Here is a 20,100-nt window from a genome sequence, read left to right as displayed (position 1 = left end):
CCGGCTCCGCTTCACAGCCCTTTCCACTCGCCGGACGGGCCGTGATCCGGGCGTCGTTCACGTCGTCAGAACGACGCCTGGGTCACGGATCGTGGGCCACGACGCGGTTGCGGCCGGCTGCCTTGGCGGCGTAGAGGGATTCGTCGGCGAGTTTGACCAGGGATTCGTGGCGGCCGATGCGGTCCGGGATGACGGCGGCCACGCCGACGCTGACGGTGACGATGCCGTGGTCGGAGAGTTCGTGGCGATGGTCGAGGGCCTCGACGGCGGAACGCATGCGCTCGGCGACCGCGACCGCGGTCGGAAGGTCCGCGCCGGGGAGCACGGCGGCGAACTCCTCGCCGCCGAAGCGGGCGACCGTGTCGGTGTCCCGGACGGCGCGGAGCAGGGTGCGGGCGACCTCGCTCAGGCATTCGTCGCCCGCCGGGTGGCCGTAGTAGTCGTTGTACAGCTTGAACCGATCGATGTCGATGAGCGCCACGGCCAGCGACAGGCCCGGGCGAACCGCGCGGCGCCAGGACTCCTCCAGCACCTCGGCGAGGCGGCGGCGATTGGCCAGGCCGGTGAGCGGGTCGGTGACGGCGAGCAGTTCGAGCTGTTCGTTGGCGGCGCGCAGCGCCTCGGTGCGTTCCGCGACCTTGCGTTCCAGGCTGGCGTAGAGCAGCGCGTTGTCCAGCGACACGGACAGCTGGCCGGCGATCAGCTGCACCGCGTCGATGCCGGTGACCGCGAACGCGTCGCGCCCGTGACGGCTCTCCAGCACCAGCAGCCCGCGCGGCTCACCGCGGCTGAGAATCGGGACGATCAAGAGCGAGCACGCGGGTACGGACCGCAGGTACGCATCACCGCGGAACCGGTCGTCCTCCGACGTGTCGCCGATCAGCAGCGGGACACCGGTGCGCTCCGCGTACCGGATGGCGGTCAGCGGCAGCTGCCCGGCCGCCTCGGCGAGCGGGATCACGTCCTCGTCCGCGCCGAGCAGGAACCAGCCGCCGGCCTCCACGTCGCGCAGCACCAGGCGGACGCCGGTCGCGCCGGTCAGCGCGGCCAGCACCTCGGCGACCTGCTCCTGCAGCCTGCCGACCCGGGTGGTGGAGCTGAGCGCCTGCGACGCGCGCAGCACCGCCGGCAGATCGACCGCGTCCGAGGTGATCGTGGTGCTGCCGGTGGACGGGCGGGCGGCGTGCCGCAGGAACGGGAACTCGGCGGCCAGCCGCGCGCAGACGCCGGCCGCGCCCCACTCGCCGTACCAGCGGAACGCGTCCATGATCAGGCGCTCGCCGGCGAAGCGCAGGCCCTCGGCCAGGTGGTACCGGCCGGCCCGCTCCGCGATCAACGCGCGGTGCCACGGACGCCGGCGCCCGGCCAGTTGCAGCGCCTCGTCGTAGAAGCGGATCGCGCCGTCGAAGTCGCCGTCCACGGCCGCGCGTTCCGCCTCCACGCACAGATGCAGGTGGGCGATGTTCGCCGGTCCCTGTGCCGCGCGCGCGGCCAGCCAGAGCCGGTTCCGGTCCAGTTCGGCCAGCAGGTCCGCGCGATGGAGCGCACCGGGACGGCGGAGTCGCGCGGCGAGTGCGAGGCAGCGCAGGAAGCAGCCGGTCAGGCTGAGCGGGGTGGCGACGCCGACGCACATCGCGTCCTCGACCGACGTGCGGTCCAGCGCGTCGTCGTCGCCGGAGATCGCCGCGACCAGCGCCTCCGTGAAGATCAGGTACGCGGCGGCGATCGGCACGTCCCGTACCCGCGCGAGGTTCTCGTCCCTGGAGAAACGGACGGTGGGCTCGGCGCCGCGCAGCACCCGGACCATCTCCCGCCAGCCGGCCAGACCGCCGCTGATCAGGTCGTTTCCGGTGCGGGCGGCCAGCGCGAGCCCCTGGTCGACCTCGGCGGCCAGGTCGTCGAGCGTGCCGCCGCAGTCCATCATCACCGGCACGCTCACCCAGTACGCGATGCACGCGTTGCCCTGGTCGCCGGCGGCCAGCATGCCCTCCCGGGCGCGGCGGAGCTGGCGGAGCGTCTCCTCGAGCGGCTCGAACCACGGCAGCGCGGACATCGCGCACAGGTAGCGGGCCTGTGAGGTCGCCGGTTCGTACCCCCGGCTCTCGCTCTCGGTCAGGACCTGGAGCGCGGCGAGATAGCCGGTGCGGTAGTCGTCGCGCGCGAGCACGGTGAGGAACATGACGTGCGCCATCGGCCCGGTCAGCTCGCGGCACGGGCCGCCCCGCACGCGCAGCCGGACCGCCTCGGAGACCAGCCACGGTACGAGGCCGGGCCGGCCCATGTACGCGCACAGCAGCAGCTGATTGATCAGCATCCCGGCCGCGGCCGTGCCCGGGTCGGTGTTCTCCGGCAGGTCGTCCGGGGCCGCCACCCACGCGGACACCAGGTCGGCCCCGTCGTCCACCGCGTCCGCCGGCACGTCCGGCACCGGGTGGCCGAGCGCGGCCAGCACGCCGAGGCCGAGCGCGCACCCCTCCTCCGCCCGGCCGCGCATCAGCAGGCTGCCCACCTGCAGCGTGGTGGCCGGTGCCAGCCGCAGCGGCGCGGCCACGGCCGTGATCGCGCGGTAGGCCGCGTCCGCCTCGTCCAGCCGCGCCAGCCCGACGAGCGCGGCGTGCCGCTCGGTGTCGATCGCGAGCCGGAGGTCGCCGCCCGGGTCCGGCAGCAGCGTGGCCGCGGCGGACAGCAGCTTCTCGGTGGCCGCGAAGTTCGAGATCAGGCGCGCCTGCCCGGCCGCCGCGACCAGCAGCTCGACCGCGCGCCGCCGCTCCGCCGGGTCGGTGACGTCCGCGGCGGCCAGCTGGTACTGCTCCGCCGCGGCCCCACCGCATCCGGGCCGGTCCGCGAGCCGCCGGGCCAGCCGGAGGTGCCGGGCGCGGCGCTCCTCCGGTTCCGGCCCGGTGTACGCCGCCTGCCGCACCCGGTCGTGCCGGAACCGCACGCCGTCCGCGCCCTCCGCGACCAGCAGCCCGTCCGTCAGCGCCGGCCCGAGCACGGTCTCCGGCTCGCCGCCGGTCAGCGCGGCCAGCACCGGGCCGGAGAGGTGGCCGCCGAGGCAGGCCAGGTCCGCCACCAGCTCCGCGGTGGCATCGGGCAGCGCCGCGATCCGGGCGCCGAGCAGGCCGAGCACGTCACCGTCGCCGATGTGCCGGCGCAGCGCGTCCGGGTCCCAGCGCCAGCCGTCCGGGCCGGGCGTCAGCACGCCCTCCCGGCGCAGCGCGTTGACCAGCACCACCGTGTCGAACGGGTTGCCGCCGGTGCGCTCGGCCACCGCGGCGGCGAGCCCGGCCGCGTCCACGGCCGGCAGCCGGAGCAGTTCGGCCAGCAGCCCGCCCACGTCCGCGTCGCCGAGGTTGGCCAGCTCCATCCGTACCGGCGGATCGGGCATCCGCTGCCAGCGCTGCAGCAGCGCGGTGAGCGGGTGGGCCGCATCCAGTTCCGCGTCCCGGTACGTGCCGACCAGCAGCAGCCCGGTCAGGTCGTCCGCGCCCACCACCTCGTCGATCAGGCCCAGCGGCGCCGGCCCGGCCCACTGGATGTCGTCGAGCACCAGCACCACCGGCCGGTCCGGGCGCGCCACCACCTGCAGCAGCTTCAGGCCCACGCGGGCGAGCCGGGCGGTCGCGGTGCGCGGGTCCGCGGGCTCGGTGGTCGCTCCGGCCAGGGGCGGGTGGCCGGGGCTCTCACCGGCCGGTATGCCGAGCACGGTCCGGAAGTCCGGGACGATCTCCGCGAGCAGGCCGGCCTCGATGCCGAGCGCGTCGCGCAGCCGCCAGCGCGCCTCGATCAGCTCCTCCTCCGGCTCGGCGAGCAGCATGCGGGCGATGGTGGCGACCGCGAGCCGGACCGGGCTGACGTCCGCACCGCGCCGGAGCGCGTCGAACCTGGCGGAGACGAACCAGCCACCCGCGTCGGTCACCGTGGGCCGAAGCTGATCGATCAGGCTGCTCTTACCGACCCCCGGAGACCCGGAGACCAGCAGGCAGCGGGTACGGCCGGCGACCGCGTCCCGGAACGCCCGGCGCAACGTCTCCAGCTCGTCGTCCCGGCCGACCAGCCGCGCGGGCGGGACCAGCCGCGCCGGGAAGTCGTGTTCACCGGGCGGAAACTCGGCGTCCGGCTCCGCGGCCAGCCGGCGCAGGTCGTGCAGCAGGCCCCCGGCGCTCTGATAGCGGCGGCCCGGCTCCTTCTCCAGCAGCCGCGCCACGACCGCGGCGAACTGGGCGGGGACACCGGTCAGCGGCGCGGGCGTGGCGGAGAGGTGCTGGCGGATCAGGTCGAGCGTGTCGCCGTCCCGGCCGAACGGCGGCGCGCCGGACGCCAGTTCGTAGAGCGTGGCGCCGAGCGCGTACAGGTCCGCGCGCTGGTCGACCGGCCAGCCGGTGCGCCCTGTCAGCTCCGGCGCCAGGTACGGCAGCGTGCCCTCGATCTCGGAGTGGTGGGTGAACTCGGGCCGCTCCTCCGCGACCGTGGTGGCCAGCCCGAAGTCGATCAGGATCGGCCGCCGCGGTTCACCGTCGGCCAGAATCCTCGCCGGGTTGAGGTCCCTGTGCACCACGCCGCGCGCGTGCATGCCGGTCACCGTCTCGGCCAGCCCGATCGCGAAGCGCAGCAGCTCGTCCGAGTCCATCGGCCGCTGCGCGCAGCTCTCCGCGAGCGTGGGCGCGTCGTAATCGATCAGTGCCAGCCGGTCCTCGCACCCGTCGGCCGGCGCGAGCTGCTGCACGCCCTGGACGCCGGCCAGCCGGGCCAGGACCGCGCGCTCGTGCACGATCCGCCGGGCACCGTGCGGCCCGCGCGGCGCCTTGATCAGCACGCCCGGCTCGCCGGCGTCCCGGACGATGCTCGTGCGCACGCTGTCGTAGACGACGCCGTCGCTCATCGACGACCCGATCGGCGGGCCGGCCCCGATGTTGAGGGAAACCAGGACCGGCCTCGCCATGCGTCCGCCGGGACCGATCCCGTCGTGCGTCAGCCGGGACCGATCCCGTCGTGCGTCCGCCGGGACCGGCCACGCCGTGCGTCCGCCGGGACCGGCCACGCCGTGCGTCCGCCGGGACCGGCCACGCCGTGCGTCCGCCGGGACCGGCCACGCCGTGCGTCAGTTGGTGACCGCGAAGCCGCCGGACCAGGTGATCTTCTCGCCCGCGGCCAGCGTGATCTGCAGGAAGGCGAGGGCCTCGAGCTCGCGGGCGCGCTTGAGGCTGCCCGCGTCGACCGCCTTGAGGCCGGCACCCTGGGCGAGCGCGGAGACCGCGGCCTTCGCGTCCGCGTCGTCGCCGGCGATCAGCACGGTGGTGGTCGCGGCGCCGCCGACCGAGCCGGACACCAACGTACCGCCGAAGTTGGTGTTGAAGGCCTTGACCACGCGCGACTCCGGCAGCGCGGCCGCGATCACGGCGGCGGCGGAACCGTCGGCCGGGGTGACCAGGCCGTCGAACGTCTCGAAGTTGATCGGGTTGGTCAGGTCGACCACGACCTTGCCGGCCAGCTGCTCGCGCCGCGCCTCGACGATGCCGGCGACCGCCGCGTAGGGCACGGCCAGCACCACGATGTCACCGGTGACCGACTTGTCCGCGTCCGAGCTGTTGAACAGCTCGACCGAGTTGCCGCCCTTGGCCGCGAGGCCCGAGACGGCCTGACCCATGTTGCCGCTGCCGATGATGCTGACGTGCGCCATGACGATCTCCCTTGATGCGCTTGGTTGTTGGTACAACCTTTACACATTCAAGTTGTCTCTACAACCATCCGTGGCACAATTGTGGGCATGGACACCCGCTGGCTCACCCGCGAACAGCTGTCGACCTGGGTGCGGCTGCTCGCCGTGATCGAGCTGCTGCCCGGCGTCCTCGACTCACAGCTCCGCCGCGACTCACAGCTCACCCACTTCGACTACTACGTGCTCGCGATGCTCTCCGAGTCCGAGCACCACACGCTCCGGATGACCGCGCTCGCCGAACGCACCGCCGCCACGCTGGCCCGCCTCTCACACGTGGTGCAGCGCCTCGAGGCCCGCGGCCTGGTGGAGCGTTTCCCCTGCCCGCAGGACAAGCGGGCGACCAACGCGCGGCTCACCGACGCCGGCTGGGCCAAGGTCCGGGAGGCCGCACCCGGCCACGTCGACACCGTGCGCCGGCACGTGATCGACGCGCTCACGCCCGAGCAGATGTCCCAGCTGCACGAGATCGCCGAAGCGATCATCGGCCGCCTCGACCCGGACGGCCGCCGCGCCGTCCTGCACCGGCACTACGACGACTAGAGCCCGCATCGACGCGGGGGCGGCACATGGACCTCGCCGCCCCGTCTCCCACGCCGATACAGGCTCTCACTCTTGCTCGGCAGCGCGATTCGATGAACCATCGACAGACATGACGCTGTACGAGTCCATCGGGGGCGAACCCGCGGTGCGGGCCGCCGTCGACGAGTTCTACCGGCGGGTCGTCAACGACCCGGACCTGGCCGGATACTTCGCCGGGGTCGACCTGGCCCGGCTCAAGGCGCACCAGCGCGCGTTCATCGCGGCCGCGGTCGGCGGCCCCGCCGCGTACCACGGGCGATCCATGTCGGACGCGCACGCCGGCCTGGGCATCACCGGCCCGGCCTTCGACGCGGTGGTCGCGCACCTGGCCGGCACGCTGAGCGGCCTGGGCGTCCCCGCGCAGGAGATCACGCGGATCGCCGGCGCGTTGGCCCCGCTGCGTGCCGACATTGTCGACGATCGGATGAGCACCGAGTGAGCTGGCAACCGAGCGGCGCGCGACGCACGCTGGTGTGATGATCGACTGGGCCGGCTTCATCCCCGCCGCACTGCTCGTCTCGCTCATCCCGGGCGCGAACCAGCTGCTCGGCCTCAGCAACGCGGTCCGCCACGGCCCGCTCCGCGCGCTGGCCGGCGTGGGTGGCCGGCTGGCCGCGTTCGTCGTCCTGATCGGCCTGGTCGTCGCCGGCCTCGGCGCGATCCTGGCCGCGTCCGCGACCGCGCTCGAAGTGATCAAATGGGTCGGCGTGATCTACCTCGCCTGGCTCGGCATCCACAGTCTGCGCGGCGCGATGCACGCCGAGACCCAGCACGCGGAGGCCACCACCCGGCACGGCGTGCGGCCGATCGTCGCGCACGAGTTCGCGGTAGCCATCAGCAACCCGAAGGCGCTGCTGCTCTTCGCCGCGCTGCTCCCCCAGTTCACCGACACCACCGCGCCGGACGCGAACATCCGGATCGCACTCCTCGGCGCCGCCTACCTCCTCATCGAACTGCTGGTCGGCCTCCTCTACATCGCCGCCGGCCGCCGCATCGGCGCCACCGGCATCCCGGCCCGCACCCAGCGCCGCGTCTCCATCGGCACCGGCGTCACCTTCCTCGGCATGTCCGCCCTCCTGGCCGCCGACGACCTGACCTGACCTGACCCACTTCCGCCGCCAGACCCACCTCCCCGGCCGATCCGGCCCCGACCCCATCCACGACGACCGCCGGCAGCCCACCGGCACCGAATCCGCACTGCGGTCCCGGCACCGAATCCGCACTGCGGTCCCGGCATCACCCGGCACGGCGATCCAGCACCGCCGGGCACCGCACTCACTGATCTTTCGAGGTCGAGGTTCGAGCGGCGGTGGCCGTCCGGGCGCTGCGCGCCCGAAATTTCACGCTATACAGGTCGCCGCTGCGGAACGCCGCTCACTCTGACGCCGAAAGCTCGGTACTGGCCGGACCGGGAGCTGATCACGTGTCGCAAATCGTTGTCATCCGGCGCTTTCAACAACGATTTGCGACACGTGGTTGCTTCCAGAAGTCGCCGCCACCACCTTTGTGGCGATATTTCGGACAGGCGCCCGACGGGTGGCGTTGCGGTCGGCCGGGGTCAGGCGGGGCGTGGTCGGCCGGGGTCAGGCGGCGCGTGGTCGGCCGGGGTCAGGCGGGGCGTGGTCGGCCGGGGTCAGGCGGGGGTTTCGGCGGTGGCGGTGAGGACGGCGCGGGCCAGGATGTGGCTGGCCATGGTGAAGCCGAGGACCGCGGGGGTCGAGTCGGCCGGGATGCCGATCGCCTCGGTGGAGAGGGCGTGGATGACGATCACGTAGCAGTGGGGGCCGTGGCCGGCCGGCGGGGCGGCGCCGAGGAAGCGGGGCTGGCGGGCGTCGTTGGGGAGTTGGAAGGCGGACTGCGGGAGGCCGGAGCCGGTGTCGTCGCCCGCGCCCTCGGGGAGGCTGGTGACGGAGGCCGGGATGTCGGCGACGGCCCAGTGCCAGAAGCCGGAGCCGGTGGGGGCGTCGGGGTCGTAGACGGTGACGGCGTAGCTCTTCGTGGCCTCGGGCGCGCCGGACCAGGAGAGCTGCGGTGAGACGTCCTTGCCGCCGGGGACGCCGAAGAGGCCGGACATCTGTGCGGCGCCGAGCGTGCCGCCGTCCGTGACGGTGGTGCTGGTGACCGTGAACGTGCCTGCCTCGGGGAGACGGGCGAACGGGTCGTTCATCGGGGATCTTCCTTCCGGAGGGCTGTCAACAGGATCGACCATAGCACTAAAAATCGATTATCTGTCAAATGGTCTACGATGACCGCATGGTTGAGGCGAAGCAGATGCTCTCCGGGCGGATCTATACGGAGCTGCGGGAGGCGATCCTGCGCGGTGACTTCGCGCCCGGTGCGCCGCTCAAGCCGCAGGAGCTGGCCGGGGTGCACGGCGTCAGCCTCGCGGTAGTGCGGGAGGCGCTGGTCCGGCTGGTCGGCGACGGGCTCGCGGACCGGCTCACCAACCGCGGCTTCGCCGTGCCGGACCGCTCCGACCGGCGATGGCAGGACATCGCCGAGGCCCGCCGCACACTTGAGCCGGCCACGCTGCGGCTGGCGATCGCGCGCGGCGATCTGGACTGGGAGTCCCGCGTCCGCGCCGCACATCACCGGCTCGCGCGCACGCCGGCCGTCGACCCGGACGACGAGACCACGCGGGTCAGTCCGGAGTGGTCGCGCGCGCATCGCGACTTCCACCGGACGCTGCTGGAGGGGTGCGGGAACGCGGTGCTGCTGGAGACGTTCGATCGGCTGTGGCTGGCCAGCGACCTCGCGCGCGCGTGGGCGGCCGGGCGGGCGCCGGATCGCGACTACGCCGGTGAGCACCGCCGCCTGGAGGAGGCCACGCTGGCCCGCGACGCCGACACCGCCGCCGCCCTCCTCGAACGACACCTCTCACTGACCGCCGCCAGCCTCCTCTGACGCGGTCACGCCCACGATCCAGGCGTCCCTCACTCAGCAACGTCCGCCGGGCGTCTCGCCCGTGATCGGGGCGTCCCCGATGCAGTTAGAACAGCGTCGAGGACGCCCCGGCCACGGGTTCGGTCCCGGTGAACGTCCGTGGACAACCCACTGGAACGAGGACGCCTGGATCACCGATGAGCGCGCTGGGTTTCGTGGTGACCAGCGACGGCACTGGCAGGGAGGCCGCCTGCGGCCGACCGGTGCCCGCGGGAGCACTGGGGACGCACCACGCCGGAAGCGGGAATATGCGGTTGAAAGGTCTCTAGAACAGCGTCGGCGGGCCGATCGGTTCCGGCGTGGGCAGCGGCTCAAGCGCGGGAACGCGGGCGCGGACCTCGTCGTGGAAGCGGCGGGCCAGCTCGGGTGCGTCCGCATTGTCCGGCGTGTGGATGAAGACCGTGGGTGAGCGGCCCTCGCGCAGCCAGATCGCGGCCGTGTCGACCCAGCGCCGCCAGCCCTCGGCCGTCTCACCGGGATCGTCGCGGCCGAGATAACGGATGATCGGCAGGTCGGTCAGCGCCTCGGTGCGCAGCGGCATGCGGGGCTTCTTGGTCCACGCCTCGCGCTCGGCGTCGCTGGTCGGGCGTTTCGCGAAGAACGCGGTGGTGTCGAACGGGACCCACTCCACCCCGAACGGCGCAAGCGCCGCCGCAAGGAGCACTGGATCGTCGAAGAACCCCTGGTGACGAACCTCGACCGCGTAACGGTAACCGGCCGGGAGGCGACGCAGGAAAGACGACAGCGTGGGTACGTCCGCCGGCCCGAACGAGCCCGGCAGCTGGATCCAGAGCGCGTGGACGCGCGGTCCGAGCGGCTCGATCGCGGTCAGGAACTGCGCCAGCGGTGCGAACGCGGCGGCGGAGAGGCGGTGCTCGTGCGTGACCGGCTTCGGCAGTTTCAGCACGAACCGGAACGACTCGGGCGTCTCCGCGGCCCAGACCTCGGTCGTCTCCCGGGACGGCGTGGCGTAGAAGGTGGTGTTGCCCTCGACCGCGTCGCACCAGCCGGCATAGGCGCGCAGCCGCTCGCCGGCCGTGGACGGATGCGGCAGGAAGCGCCCCTGCCAGGGCTTGAGGGTCCACATCGCGCACCCGACCGAAAGACGCATGGGGTGCACCGTACAACGGTGCACCCCGGTCGATTTCAGACGGCGGTCGGGATGCCGCGGCGGGCGCGTTCGGCCCGGACCGCGATCTCGACGATGTCCCAGACCGTGGCGATCGCGATCATGGTGGCCCGGTGGAGCGGCCCGGCGCGAGGCCCGGGAACGCCGGGTTGAAGATCCGGTCCTGCACCGCGAGCCAGATCACCGGCACGGCCGTGAGCAGCGCGAGCACCGCGTTCACGGCGGCGGTGACCCGGTGTAGGCGCCGGCGCGGAAGACCTGGAGCGCCCGGACGATCTCCGCGACCCGCAGCATCGCGGCTTGGCTTTCGGAGGCGTCATGTAGATACTTGTCGATGTTCCTGAGCCGGGATCGGTGAGGCGCCGGGCAGCCTTCGCCGCTCTTTTGCCATGTCCTCGACGTGAAGGAACCCACCGATGAGAATTCGACATGCCCTCGCCGTCGCGCTGGTCGCGCTGATGGCCGTGGTCGGCCTGTCCGCGCCCGCGTCGGCGGCCGCGCTCACCGAGATCACATCCTTCGGAACGAACCCCAGCAACCTTCGGATGTACGTGTACGTGCCCGACACCCTGGCCGCACGGCCGGGCCTGCTGGTCGCGGTCCACTACTGCACCGGCACCGGTCCTGCGTTCTTCAACGGCAGCCAGTTCGACGAGCTGGCCGACCGCCACGGCTATATCGTGATTTATCCGTCGGTGACGCGGTCGAGCCAGTGCTTCGATGTCGCCTCGCCGGCCGCGCTCACCCGCGACGGCGGCAGCGACCCGGTCGGCATCAAGTCGATGATCGACTACGTGCGGGCGCGCTATCCCGTGGACGCCTCCAAGATCGGGGTGACCGGGGTGTCCAGCGGCGCGATGATGACGAACGTAGATCGAGCTAAAGTGCACTAACGATGATCCAACATCGGGGGTGCAACCAATGGATATCACTGCACGGATGGCGTTATTGCGCGGCGAGTCGCCAATTCCCAGCGAGAAGCACGGTGTTGGATACATTCGTGTCTCAAAGGTAGGCGACCGCGGCGACGACCTCATTTCGCCGGAACTCCAGCAGCACGCCATAGAGACATGGTCCGTGAACCATGGGGTGCGTATCACAAAGTGGATTATTGAATTGGACGAATCGGGTCGCAGCTTCGCTCGCCGCAAAGTGGCGGAAATTGTCGCCGACATCAAAGCGTCCCGCTACCAATACGTCGTCCTTTGGAAGTGGTCCCGCTGGGGCCGCAACATGCGTGAATCACAAATCTATCTCGGCCAGGCGGAAGAGGTCGGCGGCATCGTTCGCGCCGCCACTGAGGATTTTGACCCAACAACCACAATGGGACGCTTCAGCCGCGATCAGATGCTTCTCGTGGCCCAGCTCCAGTCAGACATGCTCTCAGATAGCTGGAAGGAAGTTCATGAGCGTCGCCGCCGTTTGGGCCTTCCGCACACCGGCATGAAACACTGGGGCTATATCTATGAGAACAAGTCATATCGGCCGGATCCCGATTTTTCGCCGATACTCGCGAACGCATACGAGAGGTACGTCGCCGGAGAGTCCCTTGGAAAGCTTCACAGGGAATGGAATGCGGCTGGCCTACGGACCACCAGAGGGAATCTGTGGTACCAGTCCACTCTCGGATCCATGCTCGACACCGGGTTCGCAGCCGGCTTGCTTCGGGAGAAGCAGAACACGAAGCGCAGCGGTAGAGGAAATCTTGCAATCCAGAGCTGGGACTCATGGCGTATCGGATCCCACCAGCCGATTATTCCGATGTCCCTATGGGACGGGTACGTTGCGCGGCGGCTCCAGCAGGCGGCGATGCCTCCGCGCTCACGTGTCGCAGTGTATAGCCTTTCCGCGCTCCTGAGGTGCGGGTGGGAGAACTGCAATAGCCCCATGACGATCCGTCATAGCAATCAGACACGAAGACTTCCGGATGGAACAAGCGAAAGGGTAAAGTACCGTAATTGGGCCTGTCGGGCAGCCTGGGAACGAAAATCACATGCCCCCAATTACATCTCGCACACGCGGGCCGAAGCGCAAGTTCTCGCATGGCTAGTAAAGCAGGCGTCTCCCAATGGCGAGATCACCCGAGAGGCCAGGCGCGCCGCCGCGGCCCGCCAAGTTCAAGGAGAGGCCGAGTCGCTCGACGCCGAGTTGGCGCGCCTCAAGGTGAAGCGCGCGCGGCTTGTCGATTTATACACGGATTCCGCGATTGATCGGAGCGACTACGATCGCGCGCGACATGATGTGGAATCATTGATGTCGGAGCTTTCCACACGATTGGCGACGGCGCATGAGCGACGGAAGTCCACTGGCCCGGAGTTGGTGCGGGATTTCGGTAGCTTGATTGACGAATGGCCACGACTGGCTCCACACAATCGCCGTGAAGCACTTTCTACGGTTGTCAGCAGGTTCATTGTACTGCCTCGAGGACTAACCGAGGCGGACGAGCGGGTGCAGCCCGTTCCTCTATGGGAGTAGCAACATACGTCCTCTACTACTGTTCGTCGCTTGCGGCGGTGCGATGACTACTCGAAGAACGCAGCATCTCCACAGTCTTCAATTCATCCAGGCAAGCGTCGGCATGGGCGCGCGCTACGACTTCCCAGAATCGGCGCCAGCACTCCTCCCTGTTACCGATCTGACCAGACGCTCTCGAAGCTTTCTCATCTGTCACTTTGACCCCCGGCAGCTGGCTCGCTTGTTGATGAGATCCAGACACAAGGGAACTCACAGCCGGGTCGGTTGTCCACGATGCGGCTCAAATGGTTCGGGTTAGCGCATCATTTGGTTCGGTTTTCTTGTGTGAGCGTGGGCCAAGTTTCGGCAGCTCGCTGGCGTGAAGCTTTGCTGCGGTGCTGCTTTTTCGCCGATTGGCTCATCGGCGGGACGAGCCGCACCGCTGCGGGGCCGGGCTCCTGTAGCGCGGACCGCCACGCCGTCCGCTCGATCATTCGTAGCGTCGACATACCGTTGAATCGATACATGTCACAACAAAACATCGATGTGCGCCGCCCGTGCGGTGGCCGACAGGAGCCAAACTCTGCCTGGTGACGGAGTAGTTCAGGAATGACGATGGCGATGCTATCGGCCTCTGCTGCTGAAGCACCGGTGACGTCCACTGTTGCAGGTTGGTGGGCGTCTTCGGTGCGGAGGCGGGGCTGACGGCCATGGCGACGTGGCGGCGGCTTCTGGACGAGACGGGGCAGCCGAATGCCGGTTCTCAGTGAATCCTGGAGCCAGCGATCGTCAGGCGGGCTGGTTCTGCCGTGGGGTCTCGTCTCTCCCGAGGCGAGCCCCCTGCACGCTCGGACTTGCGAGAGAAGTGGAGGGATCATGGGATACGACTACAGCCAGGGTGCCGGGGCATCTCCCCGGCGTGGAGAGGCGCTGGCCGCTGGGCGGCGTTGCGATCACCGTGGCACGCTGGCGAGTGTGCCGGCCGTGTACCGCGCCGGCTTGGCGACGGTGACGTTCGAGCAGTCTCGTGTGAGTGATTTTGGGATCCACTCGCGAGAGCGAGGCACGGGGATCGTCAGGTCGGCTCTCGCGGAGCGGCTCGCGCCGCCGCAGAAGCTTCCATCGTGGGTACCCCCGGCGGTGGTAGCGGGTGTCGGCGTGGGTGGGCTCGCTTTGTCGGTCGTCGCGAGTGTCGCGGCGAGTGTGACCGGCGAGGAGGTGGGCGGGGTGGGCCTATTGGTGCTTATCTCCGTGGTGATGATCATAGGCGGTGCTGGTATGGCAGGCTTTTTGTGGCGTGTGGAGCGCCGGGCCGGCCGTCTGGTCAAGCGCGCACGTGGGCTTTGGCAGACGAGCTGGTTCTGCTCGGTATGCGGGGTGGTCGTGCTCGTTGATGGGCGGGTAATTAGGAACGGTCCGGTCGCGCCCGCGCTGTTGAAGGCTGCGAGCCGCTCTATGCGCTGAGTCGCGTCCCTGAGAGGGTGGTTCGAGATCCTTTGGGTTGATCTATGCGTTGAGTCCGTTTGGAGATCGTTCTACGGGTTCATGATAGATAGTGATCACTCGATGGCGTGAAGGGTGAATTTTGGTCGCGTCCCGTGGCCGGGGTGGGGTGTTGGCCTGTTCATGGGTGATCGGAAGCCGTATCCGAGTGACGTCAGCGATGCGCAGTGGGCGTTGATCGGCCCGTTTCTGGACGTGTGGCGGGCGGGGCGGGTGTCGGTCGCGGGCCGGACCGGTGAGCAGGATCTGCGGGAGGTCGTGAACGCGATCCTGTATCAGAACCGGACCGGCTGCCAGTGGGCGTATCTGCCGCATGACCTGCCACAGAAGCCGGTGGTCTACTACTACTTCGCGTTGTGGCGCGATGACGGCACCGACGCGGTCATCCATGATCTGCTGCGCTGCCAGGCCCGGCAGAAGGCCGGCCGGGCCGAGGACCCGACCATGGTGGTGCTGGACACCCAGTCGGTGCGGGCCGCGAACCACGTCCCGGCTGCCACGACCGGCAAAGACGCGGGGAAGAAGGTTCCGGGCCGTAAGCGGGGCCTGGCCGTGGATGCTCTCGGGCTGATCATCGCCGTGGTCGTGACCGCCGCGTCGGTGACCGACAACGTCATCGGGATTCGGCTGCTGGACAAGGTCGCCGCGCACGCCCCGACCGTCACCCTCGCCATGGTCGACGCCGGGTTCAAACAGGACGTCGCCGTCCACGGCGCCGTGACAGGTATCGACGTCGAGGTCGTCAAACGCTCCGACACGATGCCGGGATTCGTGCCGGTGAAGAAGCGGTGGATCGTCGAGCAGGTCTACGGCACCCTCATGCTGCACCGCTCGCCAACGGCAAAAAGTATGCGTTCCGTGCCCGATCCACCGACCCCGCCCCGTACAACATCACCGGCCCCTGGTCACCCTGGTGCGAGTTCTTCACCGACACCACCCGCCCGGTCCAGCCGACCATCACCCGGGTCGGTGACCCGGCCGGACCCGGAACCCAGGCGGTCTACACCATCACCTCCACCGAAACCGACGTGACGAAGTTCCGCTTCGGCTGGTCGCAGACACCGCTCGGCGAGGTCACCGCAACCACCTCCGGCGCGCTCAAGACCGCCACCGTCAAGCTCACCGTCCCCAAGTACGGCCTGATCAACATGTACGCCTACGCCATCGACGCCACCCTCAACAACGGCGCCCTGGGCAGCAGCGCCGACTACCTCGTGCCACGCCCCTCCCCCGCCGTCGCGAAATGGGGACTGGAGACCTACCCCGGCACCGACGAGACGGCCGCGCTCGCCGACCAGCAGACCGCTACGGCCGGCGACACACCCCTGACGACCATGAGCACGACCTGGAACGACAGCAACCGGCTCATGAACGCACGGACGCTGACGTTCAACAACACCGCGGCGAAAGCAGTCGCGGCCGGCCTCAAGCCCGACACCACCAAGTCCTTCTCGGTCACGGCCTGGGTCCGGCCCAACGACCTCACCGGCGCCCAGACGATCGCCGCCACCGACGCCGGCACCGGCCAGTGGAGCCCGTTCCGGCTCCAGCTGCGCACCGACAACGGCCCGAAGTGGTGCATGACCATGAACACGCGCATCGACAACAGCACCGCCACCAGCGTCTGCTCACCCACCGTGCCGGTCGCCGGCCAGTGGACACACGTCGCCGGCTCCTTCGACGCCACCGACGGCAAGATCCGGCTGTGGGTCAACGGCGCCGAGACCAACGGCACCTTCCTGACACCACTGACCACCAGCGGCGCGCTGCTGCTTGGCCGAGCCACCAACGCGGGCGCCGCCGCCGACCAGCTGCGCGGCAGCCTCGCCGACGCCCAGTTCTTCGACCGGGTCCTGGTCATCGATGACTTCACCGGCCAACTCGCCTCCGAGACGGACTCCGCAGGCCTCGACGAGGCCGGCATCCTCACGCCGTTGCTGATCGCCGACTGGGACTTCCAGGCCGCCGAATGGTGCCTGCAGGAAGGCGCCTACCAGTCCACCGACTTCTCCTGCCAGGCGCCGGACGCCACACCTTTCCAGCGGCGGCTGTCGCTGACCACCGGCGTCAACATCGTCGAAGGTCACGACGGCGGCAACGCCCTGCACCTGGACTCCACCTTCACCCTCGATCCAGGCGACCCCCGCTACGGTTCCTTCACCGAAGAGCGCGCCTACGCCCAATGGAACAGCGCGCCCACCGGCCAAACCGAAACCTGGACGAACAGCCCGGTCGCCCGCACCGACCAATCGTTCACCGTCTCCGCATGGCTGCGCCCCGACGTGGTCACCGGCCGCACCCGCACCGCATTGTCCGTCACCGGAAACGTGCAATCCTCGTTCTACCTCGGCATCCGCAGCTACACAGTCAACAACGCCGAACAACACCGATGGGCGGTCAGCACACAGAACGCGGACGCGGTCACCGGCGCCAGCGGCGGCGTCTCTGCCGCTGACAACCCGATCGACCCCGCAAGCGCCGGCACCAACTGGACCCACATCACCGCCGTCTTCAACGCCCCCACCAAAACCGTGAGCCTCTACATCAACGGCGATCTCGCCGGCAACGGACAATGGCCCGGCCAGTGGCCCGCGCCTGGCCCGCTCACCCTCGGCGCCGCCCGGTACTCCGACACCACGGGCGCCACTTCCGGCCAGTGGGTCGACCAGTGGAACGGCGCCATCGACGACGTGCGCATCTACCAAGGCGCCGCCACCAGCAGCACCGTGCACCAGCTCTTCACCAACGGCAGTTAACAACCATCCGACGCCCCTGACTGTCCGCAAGAGACGGTCAGGGGCCTTTCCATTTCTCGCGCCTATCGCCGGTGAACGGCCCGGTCGTGGTGGGCGACCTTACCGCAGCAATCGACTCGACACTCCGCAGTTCGGCCAGCACCTCACGGCCGTCGAGAGGCCCTCCGTCCTCGCCGCCCGTGACGATCTGGACGACTTCTGTCCGAGACCACGCGTCGTCGAGCCAGTCTCGCATCGCGGCCTCGGCAATCATCGCCAGATGATGTCAGATCCGGCACCCGGTCAGCCTCAGCCCACACTCTTCTGCCGTTGCGACACGAGGTCGCACTTTGCGAGTGGACTCGCAGTTAGGAGGACCGGCGTGATGTCGGTGGTGTAGTCCCGGGCGCGTGCTCGCTGCCTGGCCCCTTCCTTGGCGTGCGTCGCTGGTGACGGCGGGGTGCGAAGCCCAGGGGAAAGCCGAAGGATCTTCATCCCCATCGTGGAGGTCACGGGCGAGGGGCAGACCGGACGGGTGAATTGCGTGAACCTTCGTTGATGCTCCGTGAATAGTGGCCTCGCGCGATGGGATGTTCGGGCGGGGTGTTGGGACGGGCCGCTCCAGAGGCGGCAGGCGCTGGCCGGGCACGGCATTCGGTCAGGAGAGCACCGCTGGTCCCCGGGGTAGAGAGGGCACCCAACCCGGTCGTAACTCGTGAGTGTGGAACGTGGAAACCCCGACGGGGTCCGCCCGCTGTTGGTGGGTGGTAAGCCGACTGTGAGGAAGGCCCAACTCCCCGGCGGGAACAGGATGACCCGAGAAGCGAATGCCGGTGGCCGAAAGGCGGCAGGAAACCGAGAGTCGTGTGCTGGTTCCTTCTACCAGGGGTTCTCGGATAACTGGCCGGATACCGGGCCTGTGTGCCCGGCTGCGGAAGCAGGCTGACGCGGGTCAGGTGAGCCCGTGAAAGAGATGATGACGACGAGGCTGGAACCGAGGGACAAGTTGGACACCGGCAGGGCTTCGGCCGTGGTGGTGAACGGACCGGAGGGCGTCCCTGACTGGCATGCGATCGACTGGCGTGCCTGCGAGGATCACGTACGGCGTTTGCGTCAGCGAATCTTCACGGCGTCGCAGGCGCAGGACCATAAGCGGGTCCGGAATCTGCAGAAGTTGATGCTTCGGTCCCGGTCGAACACGCTGCTTGCGGTCCGGCGGGTCACGGAGATCAACGCTGGGCGTTTGACGGCGGGCGTGGACGGCAGGATCGTCCTCGACGGCCAGGACAAAGCCGCGCTGACGTATGCCGTTCAGCGCCGGCAGCAGCCTTGGAAAGCCCGCCCGGTCAAACGGGTGTATATCCCGAAAGCGGACGGCAGGCGCCGGCCGCTCGGCATTCCCGTGATCGTCGACCGGGTCTTGCAGGCCCGGGTGGCGACCGCGTTGGAGCCGGAATGGGAAGCCCGGTTCGAGCCGAGATCGTATGGGTTTCGGCCCGGACGCGGCTGTCAGGACGCGATCCAGGCCATCTTCAACACCGTCAAGGGCCGTAATCCGGTCCGGCGGTGGGTGCTGGACGCGGACCTGAAAGCGGCGTTCGACCGCATCGACCATAATCATCTGCTCGCTCAGCTCGGTGGGTTCCCGGCCAGGGAACAGGTCGAGGACTGGCTGCAGGCGGGCGTGGTCGAACAGGGCCGGTTCACCCCGACGGAGGAGGGAACTCCTCAGGGCGGGGTGGTCAGCCCTCTGTTGTTGAACGTCGCGCTGCACGGGATGGAATACGCCGCCGGGGTCCGCTACCGCATCGTCGGCAACGACGGCGCGGCCAGCGTCCCGGGCAAACCGGTGCTGATCAGATACGCCGATGATTTCGTCGCCTTGTGCCAGACCAGGGACGAGGCGATACAGGTCAAAGCACGGCTGGCCGCATGGCTGACACCGAGAGGACTGGCCTTCAACGAGGACAAAACCCGCGTTGTCGACCTCGACGAGGGCTACGACTTCCTCGGATTCACCGTCCGCCGCTACCACGGCCTGCTGCTGATCAAACCGAGCAAGACGGCGGTCAGACGGATCCGGAAACGGCTACGCACCGAAATGCGTGCACTGCGCGGCAGCAACGCCGCCGCGGTGATCGCCCGCCTCAACCCGATCATCCGGGGCTGGGCGGCCTACTACCGGACGGTGGTGTCCAGCGAGATCTTCAACGCGCTGGACCATTACCTATGGAAACTGGTCTACAAATGGGCCAGACACAGCCACCCGAACAAGTCGACGAGCTGGGTCGTCGCCCGCTACTTCGGCATGTTCAACAGGTCGAGGCGAGATCGGTGGGTCTTCGGTGACCGCGACAGCGGCGCCTACCTGCAGAAATTCACCTGGACCAGGATCGTGCGGCACCAGATGGTCACCGGCACCGCATCGCCTGATGACGCGGCACTGGCCGACTACTGGAACACCCGACGGCGACGCCCGAGGATGCAACCCCCGGTCGACCGCACCACCCAGCGGCTGCTCGACAGCCAGCAGGGCCGGTGCACTTACTGCGGGCAACTCCTCCTGCACGCCGACCGCCCACCGCAAACCCCGCGAGAGTGGGAACAGTGGTTCGGCGGCCTGCGGAAAGCGATGGACCACAACGCCATCAGCCTACGACAGGGCGACAGCCTCCACGATCCGCGACTCCGTCTACTCCACACCCACTGCCACCGCCGGGAAACCGGCAAACGGCAGACCAGAAAACTGCACGCCAGCACGCCATAGGGCTTGCTTGAGCCGGATGCATGGAAATCGTGCACGTCCGGTGTGCGCCGTGAGGCGCTTCGTTGTATCCCCCGTGCAGCGGGGAGGAACTGGAGGGAGGTTCCTGGGTCTGCCGGCTTACCTGTAGCGCGAAAGCGTGAGGGGACAAGAGCATGCCGGAAACGCGGCGGCTGTCTGGAGGCGTCCAGGGCGGTGCGCTTCGGGACCCGCCCGATATGGCCAAGGCTGGATTGCTTGAAGCCCAATCCCCGGCGATGAATGTGCGCATCCG

General features: G+C 69.2%; 14 protein-coding genes and 1 pseudogene. 10 read left to right on the top strand and 5 right to left on the bottom strand.

The features are described 5' to 3' along the window. Window positions 1-82: 82 nt before the first annotated feature. Together J2S43_RS05710 and J2S43_RS05705 are read right to left on the bottom strand one after the other, a co-directional pair. Window positions 83-4,942, bottom strand: a complete 4,860-nt coding sequence (locus J2S43_RS05710; RefSeq protein WP_306827506.1) for a diguanylate cyclase — start codon at window positions 4,940-4,942, stop codon at window positions 83-85. A 159-nt stretch (window positions 4,943-5,101) separates the two neighbouring features. After that, window positions 5,102-5,680, bottom strand: a complete 579-nt coding sequence (locus J2S43_RS05705; protein WP_306827505.1) for an NADPH-dependent F420 reductase — start codon at window positions 5,678-5,680, stop codon at window positions 5,102-5,104. Window positions 5,681-5,767: 87 nt separating this feature from the next. Between J2S43_RS05705 and J2S43_RS05700 the strand changes: the two genes are divergently transcribed. The 3 genes from J2S43_RS05700 to J2S43_RS05690 all read left to right on the top strand — a co-directional run bounded on the left by J2S43_RS05700 (window position 5,768) and on the right by J2S43_RS05690 (window position 7,398). After that, window positions 5,768-6,259 carry a MarR family winged helix-turn-helix transcriptional regulator gene (locus J2S43_RS05700; protein ID WP_306827504.1) on the top strand — a complete coding sequence of 164 codons (492 nt, stop codon included), beginning with the start codon at window positions 5,768-5,770 and terminating at the stop codon, window positions 6,257-6,259. A 109-nt stretch (window positions 6,260-6,368) separates the two neighbouring features. Further along, entirely contained in the window at window positions 6,369-6,737 is a 369-nt protein-coding gene (locus tag J2S43_RS05695; protein WP_306827503.1) for a group I truncated hemoglobin, read from the top strand. A 37-nt stretch (window positions 6,738-6,774) separates the two neighbouring features. After that, complete coding sequence (locus J2S43_RS05690; RefSeq protein WP_306827502.1) at window positions 6,775-7,398, top strand: LysE family translocator; 624 nt, start codon at window positions 6,775-6,777, stop codon at window positions 7,396-7,398. Window positions 7,399-7,931: 533 nt separating this feature from the next. Here the strand turns inward: J2S43_RS05690 and J2S43_RS05685 are convergent. After that, entirely contained in the window at window positions 7,932-8,465 is a 534-nt protein-coding gene (locus tag J2S43_RS05685; protein ID WP_306827501.1) for a YbhB/YbcL family Raf kinase inhibitor-like protein, read from the bottom strand. Between the two features lie 86 nt (window positions 8,466-8,551). On the opposite strand from J2S43_RS05685, the gene J2S43_RS05680 reads away from it, so the two are divergent. Then, on the top strand, window positions 8,552-9,202 hold the full coding sequence (locus J2S43_RS05680; protein WP_306827500.1) for a GntR family transcriptional regulator: 651 nt from the start codon (window positions 8,552-8,554) through the stop codon (window positions 9,200-9,202). Between the two features lie 304 nt (window positions 9,203-9,506). On the opposite strand, the gene J2S43_RS05675 is transcribed toward J2S43_RS05680, so the two are convergent. Continuing rightward, complete coding sequence (locus tag J2S43_RS05675; RefSeq protein WP_306839209.1) at window positions 9,507-10,328, bottom strand: DUF72 domain-containing protein; 822 nt, start codon at window positions 10,326-10,328, stop codon at window positions 9,507-9,509. Window positions 10,329-10,828: 500 nt separating this feature from the next. On the opposite strand from J2S43_RS05675, the gene J2S43_RS05670 reads away from it, so the two are divergent. From J2S43_RS05670 to J2S43_RS05650, 5 genes and pseudogenes are all read left to right on the top strand, one after another. Beyond that, window positions 10,829-11,263 carry a CE1 family esterase gene (locus J2S43_RS05670; RefSeq protein ID WP_370881605.1) on the top strand — a complete coding sequence of 145 codons (435 nt, stop codon included), beginning with the start codon at window positions 10,829-10,831 and terminating at the stop codon, window positions 11,261-11,263. 28 nt (window positions 11,264-11,291) lie between these two features. Further along, window positions 11,292-12,845, top strand: coding sequence for a recombinase family protein (locus J2S43_RS05665; protein ID WP_306827499.1), 1,554 nt, complete (start codon window positions 11,292-11,294; stop codon window positions 12,843-12,845). An 855-nt stretch (window positions 12,846-13,700) separates the two neighbouring features. Continuing rightward, on the top strand, window positions 13,701-14,288 hold the full coding sequence (locus J2S43_RS05660) for a hypothetical protein (RefSeq protein WP_306827498.1): 588 nt from the start codon (window positions 13,701-13,703) through the stop codon (window positions 14,286-14,288). Between the two features lie 162 nt (window positions 14,289-14,450). Then, window positions 14,451-15,158 (top strand): annotated as a pseudogene (locus tag J2S43_RS05655) (IS5 family transposase); the annotation flags it as partial. A gap of 197 nt (window positions 15,159-15,355) precedes the next feature. Then, window positions 15,356-17,083, top strand: a complete 1,728-nt coding sequence (locus J2S43_RS05650; RefSeq protein WP_306827496.1) for a LamG domain-containing protein — start codon at window positions 15,356-15,358, stop codon at window positions 17,081-17,083. Between the two features lie 37 nt (window positions 17,084-17,120). Here J2S43_RS05650 and J2S43_RS05645 read toward each other — a convergent pair whose 3' ends face one another. Next, complete coding sequence (locus J2S43_RS05645; protein WP_306827495.1) at window positions 17,121-17,336, bottom strand: hypothetical protein; 216 nt, start codon at window positions 17,334-17,336, stop codon at window positions 17,121-17,123. Window positions 17,337-18,035: 699 nt separating this feature from the next. Between J2S43_RS05645 and ltrA the strand changes: the two genes are divergently transcribed. Then, the gene (gene ltrA / locus J2S43_RS05640) at window positions 18,036-19,829 is read left to right on the top strand and encodes a group II intron reverse transcriptase/maturase (RefSeq protein ID WP_306839206.1); all 1,794 of its coding nucleotides are present in this window, start codon (window positions 18,036-18,038) and stop codon (window positions 19,827-19,829) included. Window positions 19,830-20,100 lie beyond the last annotated feature (271 nt).

Origin of the sequence: Catenuloplanes nepalensis (assembly GCF_030811575.1) — a bacterium.
Classification (GTDB): domain Bacteria; phylum Actinomycetota; class Actinomycetes; order Mycobacteriales; family Micromonosporaceae; genus Catenuloplanes; species Catenuloplanes nepalensis.
This window is presented reverse-complemented; position numbering and strand designations above follow the sequence as displayed.

Excerpts from the sequence above, each read along its gene's own strand:
- J2S43_RS05710 (WP_306827506.1), bottom strand. The coding sequence starts at position 4,942 with ATGGCGAGGCCGGTCCTGGTTTCCCTCAACATCGGGGCCGGCCCGCCG.
- J2S43_RS05705 (WP_306827505.1), bottom strand. The coding sequence starts at position 5,680 with ATGGCGCACGTCAGCATCATCGGCAGCGGCAACATGGGTCAGGCCGTC.
- J2S43_RS05700 (WP_306827504.1), top strand. The coding sequence starts at position 5,768 with ATGGACACCCGCTGGCTCACCCGCGAACAGCTGTCGACCTGGGTGCGG.
- J2S43_RS05695 (WP_306827503.1), top strand. The coding sequence starts at position 6,369 with ATGACGCTGTACGAGTCCATCGGGGGCGAACCCGCGGTGCGGGCCGCC.
- J2S43_RS05690 (WP_306827502.1), top strand. The coding sequence starts at position 6,775 with ATGATCGACTGGGCCGGCTTCATCCCCGCCGCACTGCTCGTCTCGCTC.
- J2S43_RS05685 (WP_306827501.1), bottom strand. The coding sequence starts at position 8,465 with ATGAACGACCCGTTCGCCCGTCTCCCCGAGGCAGGCACGTTCACGGTC.
- J2S43_RS05680 (WP_306827500.1), top strand. The coding sequence starts at position 8,552 with ATGGTTGAGGCGAAGCAGATGCTCTCCGGGCGGATCTATACGGAGCTG.
- J2S43_RS05675 (WP_306839209.1), bottom strand. The coding sequence starts at position 10,328 with ATGTGGACCCTCAAGCCCTGGCAGGGGCGCTTCCTGCCGCATCCGTCC.
- J2S43_RS05670 (WP_370881605.1), top strand. The coding sequence starts at position 10,829 with ATGGCCGTGGTCGGCCTGTCCGCGCCCGCGTCGGCGGCCGCGCTCACC.
- J2S43_RS05665 (WP_306827499.1), top strand. The coding sequence starts at position 11,292 with ATGGATATCACTGCACGGATGGCGTTATTGCGCGGCGAGTCGCCAATT.
- J2S43_RS05660 (WP_306827498.1), top strand. The coding sequence starts at position 13,701 with ATGGGATACGACTACAGCCAGGGTGCCGGGGCATCTCCCCGGCGTGGA.
- J2S43_RS05645 (WP_306827495.1), bottom strand. The coding sequence starts at position 17,336 with ATGATTGCCGAGGCCGCGATGCGAGACTGGCTCGACGACGCGTGGTCT.
- ltrA (WP_306839206.1), top strand. The coding sequence starts at position 18,036 with ATGATGACGACGAGGCTGGAACCGAGGGACAAGTTGGACACCGGCAGG.